The sequence below is a fragment of the Maribellus sediminis genome (assembly GCF_011799805.1).
Classification (GTDB): domain Bacteria; phylum Bacteroidota; class Bacteroidia; order Bacteroidales; family Prolixibacteraceae; genus Draconibacterium; species Draconibacterium sediminis_A.
This window is the reverse complement of record NZ_WXUB01000002.1, coordinates 785684-799231: the sequence shown is the minus strand read 5'-3', so window position 1 is coordinate 799231 and position 13548 is coordinate 785684. Positions and strand designations below refer to the sequence as shown.

At 41.2% G+C, this 13548-nt stretch carries 11 protein-coding genes; 6 read left to right on the top strand and 5 right to left on the bottom strand.

Features of this window, described 5'->3' with window-relative positions:
• Positions 1–95: 95 nt before the first annotated feature.
• Both HFD85_RS09580 and HFD85_RS09575 read left to right on the top strand, forming a co-directional pair.
• Complete coding sequence (locus HFD85_RS09580) at positions 96–1403, top strand: alpha/beta hydrolase family protein (protein ID WP_167608265.1); 1308 nt, start codon at positions 96–98, stop codon at positions 1401–1403.
• A 120-nt stretch (positions 1404–1523) separates the two neighbouring features.
• Positions 1524–2615 (top strand): ligand-binding sensor domain-containing protein, encoded by a 1092-nt coding sequence (locus HFD85_RS09575; protein WP_167608263.1) that lies wholly within the window; start codon positions 1524–1526, stop codon positions 2613–2615.
• 191 nt (positions 2616–2806) lie between these two features.
• On the opposite strand, the gene rny is transcribed toward HFD85_RS09575, so the two are convergent.
• The 3 genes from rny to HFD85_RS09560 form a co-directional block, all read right to left on the bottom strand.
• Complete coding sequence (gene rny, locus HFD85_RS09570; protein ID WP_240925031.1) at positions 2807–4369, bottom strand: ribonuclease Y; 1563 nt, start codon at positions 4367–4369, stop codon at positions 2807–2809.
• Between the two features lie 88 nt (positions 4370–4457).
• A complete protein-coding gene (locus HFD85_RS09565) occupies positions 4458–4760 on the bottom strand; it encodes a cell division protein ZapA (RefSeq protein ID WP_167608260.1) in 303 nt (100 codons plus the stop codon).
• A gap of 6 nt (positions 4761–4766) precedes the next feature.
• Positions 4767–5060 (bottom strand): hypothetical protein, encoded by a 294-nt coding sequence (locus tag HFD85_RS09560; RefSeq protein WP_167608257.1) that lies wholly within the window; start codon positions 5058–5060, stop codon positions 4767–4769.
• 205 nt (positions 5061–5265) lie between these two features.
• On the opposite strand from HFD85_RS09560, the gene HFD85_RS09555 reads away from it, so the two are divergent.
• From HFD85_RS09555 to HFD85_RS09540, 4 genes are all read left to right on the top strand, one after another.
• Entirely contained in the window at positions 5266–6960 is a 1695-nt protein-coding gene (locus HFD85_RS09555) for a M23 family metallopeptidase (protein ID WP_167608254.1), read from the top strand.
• A gap of 555 nt (positions 6961–7515) precedes the next feature.
• Positions 7516–8697, top strand: a complete 1182-nt coding sequence (locus HFD85_RS09550) for an aminotransferase class V-fold PLP-dependent enzyme (protein WP_167608252.1) — start codon at positions 7516–7518, stop codon at positions 8695–8697.
• A 197-nt stretch (positions 8698–8894) separates the two neighbouring features.
• Positions 8895–10154 (top strand): outer membrane protein assembly factor BamB family protein, encoded by a 1260-nt coding sequence (locus HFD85_RS09545; protein ID WP_167608249.1) that lies wholly within the window; start codon positions 8895–8897, stop codon positions 10152–10154.
• Between the two features lie 198 nt (positions 10155–10352).
• Positions 10353–12041 (top strand): dipeptidase, encoded by a 1689-nt coding sequence (locus tag HFD85_RS09540; protein WP_167608247.1) that lies wholly within the window; start codon positions 10353–10355, stop codon positions 12039–12041.
• Positions 12042–12121: 80 nt separating this feature from the next.
• Here HFD85_RS09540 and HFD85_RS09535 read toward each other — a convergent pair whose 3' ends face one another.
• A complete protein-coding gene (locus HFD85_RS09535) occupies positions 12122–12694 on the bottom strand; it encodes a hypothetical protein (RefSeq protein WP_167608244.1) in 573 nt (190 codons plus the stop codon).
• Positions 12695–12765: 71 nt separating this feature from the next.
• Positions 12766–13548, bottom strand: coding sequence for a hypothetical protein (locus HFD85_RS09530; RefSeq protein ID WP_167608241.1), 783 nt, complete (start codon positions 13546–13548; stop codon positions 12766–12768).

Sequence of the window (13548 nt, the reverse complement as noted above, 5' to 3'; positions counted from 1 at the left end):
GTGTAAGTGGAGCATAATACGATATATGTTACAGTGTAATATACACGTACATTAGAAACAATATTAAGTGAAACTGAACATTTAAAAATTAACACATGAAAAGGATAATAATCATCTTTATATCATTTGGAATATTTTCTTGTAGCTCAAACAAGGAGATTAATAATGGAGACAAAACAGGTAGTTTTAGCGGTGTATTTGAATACGGAAATTTTTCGGATAAGATAAACTTTGAAATTGAACAAGATTCTGCCGGCTTCAAGGTTTTTTTCTCGAGTTTAGAACAAAATGCAAATCGAATTCCTTTTCAAGTTATCGAATCAATTGGTGATTCTATAAAGTTTAAATTGCAAAGTGATTTTTATACATATTCCTTTAAAAACAAATGGATTGAAAATAACAGCAAACTTCAGGGAGTTCTTACTGTAGACTCAATTACAGTTCCTTACACGTTAGAAAAGGAGTTGCTGAGTAATAACCAAAATCCTAAAAATGAAGATGTTAGTTTTGAATCCAATGAATTGAAAATAAATGGAACTATTTGGTATCCTAAAAATAAAGGGAATAAGGCTATAATAATTCTGACTTCATCTGGTAATGCAGACCGAAGTGCCTCAAGAGCAGAGGCTAAGTTATTTGCACAAAGGGGATTTACAACATTTCATTATGACAAAAGAGGGACTGGAAATTCGGAAGGCGATTGGCAAATAGCTACGATTGAAGAACTTGTGAAGGATGATATCAATGCAATTAAGTTTTTTTCTGATAAGACAGGTATTTCTCTTTCGAACATTGGAATTAAAGGCAGTAGCCAGGGAGCTACTAAAATACCGTATGTCTTAAATGAATTAGAAAGTCTGGAATATGGTGTTGCCGTAAGTTGCCCCGGAGTTTCATTGCTCGAAAGTGATTTAAATTATTGGAAAAATAGAAATGCAGAAATAATCGGAAATGAAATTGAAGCCGCAACCAAATTTCAACGAAAGGTTTTTGAATTTATAGCAGGTAAATTATCCAGAACAGATATAGAAAAGGCCATAGATAATGCAAAATCTAATTCATGGTTTGCCAATGTTTGGGTGCCAAATCTGGATGAAGTCCAAATAGATAAAAAACTTCTCTACAGTCCCATTCCTTACTTTCAAAGAACAAAACAGCCAATCTTGATTCTGCAAGGGACAAGTGATGAAATAATACCTGCCAATAGTCATGAAATCATTTCCGCGGCACTGGCGAAATCAGGTAATGATAATTATAAAACCGTGTTATTAGAGGGGGCCTCACATTCAATGTATAATATTGGTGAAAGTGATTTTCCTTATTGGTCTAAATTGCATCCTGATTATTTAGAAACGATTGAAAATTGGATAAATACTGTTTCTAACAATGTATATACAAAATAGGCGTGATAGTAGTATTTTCAAGGGGTGTAGCCCGCTTCAACTTCTCATCGGTTTGATAAGTTTGAAGCCCGCAATCGCCTACTTTGCATATACTTACCGTTCAATAATTAAGATACCTTAATGAAGAAATTCTTTCAACTGATATATTTGATTTTATTTTTAACGCTGAACTTTTCCTGTGTTGAAAAGAAAACATCTGAAAAGGAATTTAGCAAATCGAAATTTGTGAGTACTTCAATGAGCGACACCTTAAAATTCATTTCAGGAATTCGTGTCATCTTTCAGGATAGTAAAGGCAATTATTGGTTGGGAAGTCACGAGGAAGGTGTAAGTCGCTTCAACGGGAAAGCGTTTGAATATTTTACAACAAGTGAAGGTTTATCCGATAATCAGATCCGATCAATTCAGGAAGATAAAAACGGAACTATTTGGTTTGGTACTGCAAGCGGTGTAAGTAGTTATGATGCCCGACTGCAGGAGGGGCAGGGACGCAGGATCACAAATCATACGCTTTTTGTAAACGAATTTTCGCCAAATAACTGGATAAAAATAGCTGATGACCTATGGTTTAATGCCGGAAACAATGCGGGAGTATATCGGTATGATGGTCAGAAAATAAATTATTTAGTCTTTCCTGCACCGGGAAATGCCAATCCTGATAACAGGTATTCTACCACAAGTATTGCTGAGGGCAAAAATGATGTGCTCTGGTTTGGCACTTATCCCGCGGTTTTTGGATTTAATGGGCATCAGTTCGCCGAAGTAATTACCGATGAAACTTTGGGATTGAATGAAGAAACAGGCCAACTTCATGTCAGAAGCGTTTTTGAAGATTCGAAAGGCAGGCTGTGGATCGGAAACAATGGAATTGGTGTATTATTGAAAGAGCAGGACTCAATCATTAACTTTTCAGAGCAGTACAATTTAATTCATCCGGCAAGCATACGAAGTGGAGCTAAGTCACCGGCAGGAACGCTTGAACATGTTTTTGCAATTGAGGAAGATGCAGATGGAAATATTTGGTTTGGAGACAGGGATACCGGAGCCTGGAAATATGATGGTACGACAATGACAAACTACGTGATTGATAAAAAGCTTAAATCGCAAATGATTTGGAGTATTTATACAGATAATGATAACAATCTGCTTTTTGGAATGGCAGAAGGTGGAGTGTATATGTTTAACGGAAAATCGTTTGATCTTCTCTTTTGAAATGAAAAGCAAACGCACAACAATTGTAAATAGCATCGAGCGTTTACCGCGGTGAGTTGTTTTCGTACTTTTTCCTGCCGTTATCCGGATAGCTAACTGGACTGCAACGACAACTTGCAAGTGACGGTTTATAACAGAAAAGCCTTCCATCAAACCGATGAAAGGCTTTCATATTTAAGTATGCTAATTATTTATTTCGCGTAGCTTACGGCGCGGGTTTCGCGGATCACGGTGATCTTGATCTGTCCCGGGTAAGTCATTTCGTCCTGGATACGTTTCGAAATGTCGTACGACAATTGTTCGGTCTCCTGGTCGTTCATTTTGTCGGCGCCAACAATAACGCGCAACTCGCGACCTGCCTGTATAGCGTAGGTTTTCATTACACCAGGGTAAGAAAGTGCCAAGTCTTCCAGGTCTTTCAATCGCTTGATGTACGATTCAACTACTTCGCGGCGGGCTCCCGGACGGGCACCTGAAATGGCGTCGCAAACCTGAACAATAGGAGCGAGCAGGGTCTGCATTTCCACCTCGTCGTGGTGAGCTCCGATAGCGTTGGCAATATCCGGTTTTTCCTTGTATTTCTCGGCCAGCTTCATACCCAGCACTGCGTGTGGCAATTCCGGCTCATCGTCAGGCACTTTACCAATATCGTGTAACAATCCGGCGCGTTTGGCTTTTTTCGGGTTCAGTCCCAGTTCCGATGCCATAATCGCACTCAGGTTTGCAACTTCGCGCGAGTGCTGCAAAAGGTTTTGTCCGTACGATGAACGGTATTTCATTTTACCGATCAAACGGATCAACTCCGGATGCAAGCCATGAATTCCGAGGTCGATGGCGGTACGCTTACCGGTCTCGATCACTTCTTCTTCAATTTGCTTTTTCACTTTCTGAACTACTTCCTCGATACGGGCCGGGTGAATTCGTCCGTCGGTAACCAGCTGGTGCAGGGCCAAACGGGCAATTTCGCGGCGTACCGGATCGAATGCCGAAAGTACAATGGCTTCAGGTGTATCGTCAACAACGATTTCAACACCGGTAGCGGCTTCCAGGGCACGAATGTTACGACCTTCGCGACCGATGATACGGCCTTTAATTTCGTCGCTTTCAATATGGAAAATGGTCACCGCATTTTCGATAGCGGTTTCGGTAGCCACACGTTGAATGGATTTAACCACCACTTTTTTGGCCTCTTTGTTAGCCGTTTGTTTGGCTTCTTCCATTATTTCGTTGATGTAAGAAACCGCCTCCGATTTAGCTTCTTCTTTCAACTGTTCTACCAGTTGTGATTTGGCGTCTTCTACCGACAAACCTGAGATTTGTTCCAGTTTTTCAAGGATCTGGCGATGTGCCTTTTCCAGTTCATCACTTTTGTGTTCAACGCGCTGCAACTGGGCATTCAAGTTCTCGCGGATAATTTCAAGCTCGCGCTTTTCGGTTTCAAAATCTTTAACCTTGCGGTTAATTTCATCACGACGCTGGTTTAAAGTGTTCTCGCGTTGTTTGTGTTTGTTTTCGAGGTTGGCGAGCGATGCGTTCTTTTCGTTAATGTATTTTTCGTGCTCCGACTTTAACTGCAGGAACTTTTCTTTGGCCTGTAATATTTTATCTTTCTTAATCACCTCGGCTTCGGCCGTGCCTTCACTGATGATCTTTCGTTTTTTAGCCTTCAGTGCTTTGTCCCAGATCAGGTAGGCGAGGCCACCACCGGCAACAAATCCTGCAGCAATTCCTATTATCAAATTTATATCCATCATTAACTGAATTAATTATTACTAAAAAACCTGTAGTAAACCTCTCAATAGTTGAAAGGCCTAATACAGGTTTTCGATAAATTATGTGTCTCTATTTCTGCTTCTTTTCGTTTAAAAAATCAGAAATATCGTCGTTCAAATCTTTAATATCATCGATGAATTGAGCGTAGTCCTGGCGATCTTCCAATCTGCATAAATTCAGTGCGGCCTGAAAAGCAGTCATCGCCATTATATCTTGTTGGTCATTGTTCTGAAACCTTTTTCTGTATTCGTTAATGGTTTCGTTAACAATTTTTGCAGCTTTCCGGTATCTCTCTTCATCTTTACGATCGATGGTTAACGGATAATTCCTGCCGTCGATCTTAATATTTATTCTAAAATTATTCTCGCTCACGTTACATTACTTGTTTAGTAATGCGATACATTTATCAATTTCCCGTATCAGTTTGTTTATTTTCTGTTTAGCTTCCATGTTTTCATCCTTTCCGGATAACAACTGGTTGGCTATTTTCAGTTGCTCATTTTTCTGGCCGAGTTCCAATCTTTCCTGCTCCAGCGATTCTATTTTGTTACGAAGCGCTTCCAGCTCCTCTTGCAACACCTTATTTTCCTGTTCAAGCTGATGGTACAACCCGAACAAATGCTGCGTATTTTGTTTTAAATCAATCAGAAGCAAACGATCTTCTTCGGTCATTCTAGCTGCATTTCGCGAACAAAGTTAACCTTTTTTCAATATTGTGAAAGCAATTGCAATTGTTTGAAGACAAATTCTGCTAACATAATGCTGTTAGGAATTATGGAGTGCATTAATCTTTTTGATCGACTTTATGATGAATCCTTGATCCTTAACCAAAAACGTTTCGAAAAGCTTATTTTTGTTTGCATTAATTTATTGGTTTATGCGAAAAGGAATTCTGTTTTTATTGCTGTTGGCCGCCTCATTTCTTCAGGCACAGGAACGTTATTATACCGATCCGCTAAAGGTTCCCTTGTTGTTGAGCGGAAGCTTCGCCGAACTACGCAGCAATCATTTTCATTCGGGTATCGACTTTAAAACTCAGGGCGTTACCGGCCTGCCCGTATATGCTATAGCCGATGGATATGTTTCGCGAATTGCAGTGTCGCCAACGGGCTACGGAAATGCGTTGTATATCGATCACCCCAATGGAACCACGTCGGTTTACGGGCATTTGCAGTCCTTTTCGCCCGAAATCAGGAAATATGTGAAAGAAAGGCAATATGAAAATAAATCGTTCCGGGTCGATCTGACCATACCTTCCTACCTTTTTCCGGTGAAACAGGATCAGGAAATTGCTAAAAGCGGGAACAGCGGTAGTTCAGGCGGACCGCACCTGCATTTCGAATTGCGTGATACCCGTTCGGAAGAGCCGCTAAATCCCCTGGAATACGGTTTTTCGGTTGTTGACAACACGCCACCGAAATTCTTTTCGCTGCTGGTTGTTCCGCTTTCCGATACTTCACAGGTCGATCTGCAACCTGCCTCAAAAAGCTATCCCGTGGTTTTTTCTGACGGAAAATATCACCTGAAAAATAATCCGGTAAAAGTTTATGGCGAAGTTGGTTTTGCTGTTCAGGTGAACGATTATTTCGATGGCACTTACAATAAGTGCGGTATCATTAAATTGAGTGCAAGCATTAATGGCGAAACCAGTTTTGCATTCCAGCTCAACCGGTTTTCGTTCGACAATTCGAGGTACATCAACAGCCATATCGATTACGAGGAATACCAAAGCTCAAAACGCCGCTTTGTAAAAACCTGGGTCGATCCCGGAAATTTGTTGCCGGTGTATGCCTATAATCTGAAACAGGGAATTGTGGAAGCTGGGCCTGGAACTCACCAGGTGGAAATTGAAATTGAAGACAGTTATGGCAACAAGGCAGAACTGGCTTTTAAGATTGAACAAAAATCGGCTGAAATACCGCTGGTAAATAAAAATAAGGTCATTTTAATGCCGTATAACCGGGATAATAGCTTTGAATCGGAGGAGTGCGAATTGGAAATCCCGAAAGGAGCGCTGTACAAAAATCTTGAGTTCACCTATTCAACACGCCCGACTACCGACGCTTATTCTTCCGATTTTCAGCTGGTGGCCGATAAAACCGTTCCCTTGCAAACGGCGGCTACCTTGCGTATAAAACCACGAAATCTGGATGAAAAACTGCAATCTAAAGCTGTTGTTGTAAATGTGGATTCTGATGACGGCAGTCCTTCAGCGGTTGGTGGTAACTATAAAAAAGGTTGGATTGAAACCGATATTCGAACACTCGGAACTTACGCTTTAATGGTGGATACGCTGGCGCCTGAGATTACTCCCTTAAGTCTTGAAAACGGTGCGTTGACGGAATCGAGCAGGATTCGTTTCAAGTTAAATGATGACCTGTCGGGGATAAAATCAATCGATGGCTACCTCGATGATAAGTGGGCTTTGTTTGAATACGATGCCAAGAGTGGCCGGATTACACACTATTTCGATAAAGAGCGTTTTGAACTGGGGAAACGTCACGATTTCAGACTGGTGGTTACCGATTACCGTGATAATACTTCAGTTTACGAAGCTTCTTTCTGGAAATAGTTTGTTTCAATACAAACATTAATATTCAACCTCACTCTGATCACAAGCAATTGGGATGAGCCTTCAATTTTGATAATTATTTTATTCTTTGACCTTTTGAAATTCATCGCTATTCGTCCGGAACAACGAACAGGAACTAATCAGCTTTCAACGCCGGACGAGATCGTTAAACGCTTTTACCCCGGGTTAAAACCCGGGGCTATTAAAATTTGACACCTACAGTGTCAACCTGGAATCCCGGAGGGACTTAATGTTAATAACCCCGGATGAACGATAGTAATCCGGGGTAAAGAATAACAATGAAAAATTGGCGCATTTGCCGAAGTATATAAAAGTGCTCGCGTGCTATGCGCCAAAATCCACTTTGGCAGTTCGGGATGGAGGCATTCGAACGATATATTAGCAGTAGTAACTTGATAAGAACTATAGCCTGGGCATTGTCCTTACATTCTTTCAATTAGTATAGTTACAGGAAATCTAATGAAAAAGCAGATTTTCATCATTCTTATCCTTGAACGTTCCTTATAAATTGCGGGAAACTAAATCACTATTCTTATGGCATCAGATCCTGCAAAACGAATTTACGATATCCAGCAATTTGGCGAATTTGGTGGTGTAAATCCATCCATTACCGATTCTTCAACCTATACTTTTCTCGAGGGTGAAACCATGGAAGAGACTTTCCTTGGACACATGGAAGGCTGCTTCCTGTATTCGCGCCACTGGAACCCGAGCAATAAATTTCTGGCCGATGCACTGGCCGCCATGGAAAAGACCGAATCGGCCTGGATTACGTCATCCGGTATGGCTGCGATAACCTGCTCCTTGTTGCAGCTTTGTCATTCGGGCGATCATATTGTAACCAGTGTTACTACTTATGGCGGAACCTATGCCTTTCTGAAAAACTGGCTTCCAAAATACAATATTGAAGTAAGTTTTGTGGATATCACAAATCTTGATCAGGTACGTAACGCAATGCAGCCAAACACAAAAGTAATTTATACCGAAAGTGTAACCAATCCTTTGTTACAGGTTTCCGATATCCCCGAACTGGCGAAAATTGCACAAGAAAACGGCGCCAAGTTAATGGTGGACAATACTTTTACGCCAATGATCTTTTCTCCTGCCGAATTAGGAGCCGATTTGGTGGTCTACAGCATGACGAAGTTTATCAACGGGAAAAATGATTGTGTGGCCGGTGCTATTTGCGGTTCGAAAGCGTTTATCAATAACCTTTCGAATGTAAACGATGGTACTGCAATGTTGCTTGGCCCGGTGCTGGATCCTTTGCGTTCGTCGAGTATTTTGAAGAACCTACACACCCTGCATTTGCGTATGAAACAACACAGTTTGAATGCTTTGTTTTTAGCTCGTAAATTTGAAGCTTTGGGGCTCGCTCTAAAATATCCCGGACTGAAATCGCATCCGCAACACGACTTGCACACGCAATTAATGAACAGTGAATTCGGTTATGGCGGTATGCTGGCCATTGACTTTGGTACTGAGAAAAATGCCAATCAAATCATGTTTAAAATGCAGCAGGCAAACATTGGTTATCTAGCAGTTTCCCTGGGCTATTTCCGAACACTTTTTAGTTGTTCCGGACACAGTACTTCATCAGAAATTCCTGCCGAAGTACAAAAGGAAATGGGACTTTCAGACGGCTTGGTGCGGCTTTCAGTTGGGTTGGATAATAATATCGAGGAAGTATACGAAAGGATTAAAAGCTGTTTGTAGCTTACTTTTTTAACTGGAACACATTTTTGAGAATTGTTTTGCGCGCTCGCATAAGTTGGAAGTGTGCAGCTATAAAAATTTCAACAATTGCAATTTCATTGTAACTTGCCGATATATTTCTGAACTAATAATTGAAAAACCTTTGTTTCAGGATATTTTCAAATGAAATACACAGTAATCAACTTAGCTGAACCAAAATGAAAAGAACACAAAAAACACTACTCCTTTTGCTAATTTCCTCTCTTGGTGCGGGATTTCTTTACAGTTGTGCAACAAAAAGCAGATCGGAAATTGCCGAGTGGCGCGGCCCTAATCGCAGTGGTATTTATAACGAAGACAATTTATTGGATGAATGGCCGGAAGAAGGTCCCGAACTACTTTGGGTTTTCGAAGGACTTGGAAAAGGGTTTGCTGCACCAAGCATTTTAAACGATCGTATTTTTGTGAATGGAGAAAAGGACAGCAGCAGTTTTTTGTTTGCATTGGATCTGGAAGGTAACATGCTTTGGAAAGCACCCAACGGCAGGGAATTTATGGGCGAAGGTTTTTCAAGTTCTTATCCGGGAGCACGATCTACTCCAACTGTAATCGGCGATTTGGTTTATGCAACGTCTGGAAACGGTCGAATTGCCTGTTTCGAAAGCGCAACGGGCAACGAAAAATGGGCAGTTGATGTTCTGCAGGACTTCAACAGCAATGTACCGTATTTTGGTTATACGGAGTCGGTGGTTGTCAATAATGATAAAGTGTACTGTTTTGCCGGGGGACCAAAAACAAATATGGCCGCACTCAATCGTTTTACAGGCGAAACAGTTTGGTCCTCGGAAGCAATGAAAGATACCTTTTCGTATTGTTCGCCTATTCTGGTACCATTGGAAAGCGGTAATGCGTTGGTAACTCATTCGCGTCATAATTTGTATGCGGTTGCTTGCAGTACCGGTGAGACTATGGGCTCTTATTTCCTGGAGGGTTTCGAGTATGACGGGGAACATTGCAACTCGCCGGTTTATTCTGATGGTTTTATTTATTTTATTGGCAACGATGAAACCGGCTGTGGTGCAGTTAAACTTCAATTGTCAGACGACGGTAAAAGTTTAAATGAAGTATGGAGCAATAAAACGATAAAGAACAATTTTAACGGATATGTTAAAGTAGGGAACCGGCTTTTTACAACCGTTAAGGGAAACTGGCTGAAAGCGCTGGACATTGAAAACGGGAATGTAGCAGATTCGGTAAAAGTGGCCACCGGAAGCATAATTTCAGCCGATAATAAACTGATTTGCTACGGAATGAATGGCGATGTGAACCTGGTTACTTATTCTGAAAATACATTCGATATCTCCGGAAAATTCAAAATTAAAAACGGAACAGGAGAACATTTTTCTTATCCGGTGCTTGCAAACGGAATTCTATTCATTAGACACGGTGATGCCTTAATGGCCTATAAAATTTCGTAACCAGGATATCATTAATTCTCCCTGGTTTTGTTGTTCGGATGTAATTTTATCATTCGATGATGAAGCTGTTGAAGAGAATTAAGGTTTTAACTTAGTTCAGAGTTGTCTTCCCCAACACCAACAACAGAAGATAAATAATGCCTAAATAAGGCATTTAATTATCTTTGTCGATCTGGAATAAAATAAATCCGAAATAGCATGAAAAAATTAACAATGATAGGAATGCTGATCTTTGCATTTCTAATAATAAATCAACAGGTTTCAAACGGGTGTACCAACTTTCTCATTACGAAAAGTGCTTCAGCCGATGGTTCGGTAATGATTACCTACGCCGCTGATTCGCACACGCTTTATGGCGAGTTGTACCATCAGCCTGCAGCCGATCATCCGGCAGGAACCATGCGCAAAATTTATGAGTGGGATACGGGTAAATTCCTGGGAGAAATACCGCAACCGGCACACACTTACAGTGTGATCGGGAACATGAACGAATTTCAGCTGGCAATCGGCGAAACAACATTTGGCGGCCGTTCGGAACTGGGAAGTCAAAAAGGTGCAATTATGGATTACGGCAGCCTGATTTATGTGACATTGCAACGAGCAAAAACTGCCCGCGAAGCCATTGGAGTGATGACTGACCTGGTAGCCGAATATGGTTACTACAGTTCAGGTGAATCATTTTCGATTGCTGATCCCGACGAAGCCTGGATACTGGAACTCATCGGAAAAGGAGAGGGAGAAAAAGGTGCCGTTTGGGTGGCTGTTCGTGTTCCTGATGGTTATGTAAGTGGTCATGCCAACCAGGCTCGTATAACAACGTTTCCTTTGGATGATAAAGAAAATTGTGTTTATGCCGAAGACGTGATCGCTTTCGCTCGCGAGAAAGGCTGGTACAAAGGTACTGACAAAGATTTCAGTTTCTCTGACGTTTATGCTCCGGTTGATTTTGGTGCTGCCCGCTTTTGCGACGCACGTGTGTGGGCCGGCTTTAACAAAGTAACTGATGGCATGGAAGATTATGCCGATTACGCCAAAGGTCTGATTAAGCATGAAGATAAAAATGGTTTCGCTGCCAATTGCCTGCCTTTGTGGGTGAAACCGGATAAAAAGCTTACTGTTCAGGATGTAATGGGAATGATGCGTGATCATTTTGAAGGTACCGAACTGGATATGACGCAAGATATCGGTGCAGGTCCTTACAAATTACCTTACCGCTGGAGAGGCCTGACCTGGGAGGTGGATTCGGTGGAATATTGCAACGAACGCGCAATTTCAACACAGCAAACCGGTTTTTCTTTTGTTGCCCAGTGCCGCAACTGGTTACCAGATCCAATCGGAGGAATCCTTTGGTTTGGTGTTGACGATGCTTACAGCACTTGTTATGCACCAATGTATTGCGGAATTACCGAAATTCCGGAATGTTTTGCAGTGGGGAACGGCGATTTGCTGACCTTCAGCGAAACTTCGGCTTTCTGGACATTTAGCCAGGTAGCAAACATGGCATATTTGCGTTACGATGATATGATTAAGGACGTTCAAGTTATTCAAAATGAGCTGGAAAATAAATTTGTAACTTATGTTCCGCTGATTGATAAAGCTGCTGAATCGCTAATGAAGAATTCAGGAGAAGCTGAAGCCCGGAAATTCCTTTCAGAATTCTCGGTAAACGAAGCCAATAGTATGACAGCCCGCTGGAAAGAACTACGCAATTACCTGATCATTAAATACACAGATGGTAACATCAAACGCGAAAAAGACGGGCAATTCGAACGTACTGAAACGGGAATGCCTGCATCACCGATTTTTGCCGGATATCCCGAGTGGTGGTACCGTGCAATTGTAAATGCTACCGGCGATCATTTTAAAGTGATTGGCGAAAGTCATTAAAAAACATGCAACTTCAAAAGTATAAAGGTCTCAGAAATGGGACCTTTTTTTGTAAAAGTCCCTCGAAACTGAAAAGCAAGTTACGATTCAAAGATTTCAGACTCGCCCTGATCCCGAGTGCTCGAGATCGTCCGTACCTGAACTGTGAACGGAAGGCAGGCCACTCTACAAGAATTGAGAGGGAGCGAAGGAGAGTCAGCCCAAAATTGACTGACTTTCATTCCTGAAGATGATTCCCGAAAACTCGGAGTAACAGCAAATCCTCTTGTAATTGAACTTGATTGCAAGGTATCCGGGGCACGGAAAACAATACCTTCAAATTTATCCTGAAAATATTGCACGTTTATCAGCGCCATTCCGTAGTCTCCGGTATAGTAACCGCCTTTAACCAAAATATCAAAATTCTGTTTATCTCCGTCAACCACTTTTTGAACGAGGTAATCGGTATGGGTCATTTTATTATCGGTGACTGAAAAGGCAAGACCCGTATAGAAATTACCCTTTTTAAAAGGATGAAAATGTTCGGAATAATAGCTGGACAATAATTCGTATGGCGTGTTTTTCGAATCGATGGAAGTTGTATCCTGCAGAGCAACTGCTTTTAAAGTAAAGGTGGTCAGAAGGAGAATTGTTAGAAATCGGGTAAGTTTCATCCATGTTAGCTTTACCGTTGCAAATTATAAAATCGAATTGATTGAATGCTTTATTCGTTTTTGTAAGTGATTTAAAATTGAATGGAATTGTTTTTTATAAAATCCTTCTTCAAAAATTGAGGAGTAAAAATAACAATTCCTATTTCGAAACCCGCGCCCGGACTACCATCGAAACAGGCTCCATATGAAATGGCAGGAATAATGTAGCTATTGGGTTCCCAACGTAATCCTACCTTGTATTCTGGTTTCGAATATGCTTTTCCCTCGGTTCCATAAAATTCAGCTACAATGGCTGTTTGAGGAATTACTTTGTAAACAGCTACCCGAGTACTATAAGTAAAACCCCAGGCCGTTTCCTTGTTATTGCCATAATCAAGATCGACCAATGCTCCCGGCATAATATCCCAGGATATGGTGTTATTTAAAAAGGGAATTGTAAAGGGTACAGCTGTCCAGTAGTTTTTATGTAATGATGCATAACCATCTTGAGTAAAGAACCCGGGTGATTTACCAGCACCCAGAAAAACTGCCACACCACTGGTATTGGCTTCGTTTACCCAAAGCATGTATTTACCAAAAACATTTAAGCTGAAAAACTGGGAGGTATTCAAGGATTCATCGGCCCAAAATAAACTGCTTTGAAAGTTTAATTCGAAACGGGGCAATAAAGTAAAAGTTGAATACATGGTAGCATTTCGTTCACCTGATGTTAAAACAAAAGTACCCGTTCCATGCGGCATGGTCAGGTAATTATCTGAATTAAATTGTTGAGCATAAACTGCGCTTACCGAAAGCAGCAGAACAGTGAATACCACTATTCTGATTGGTTTTTGCATCATCTTCGATGGATTCAT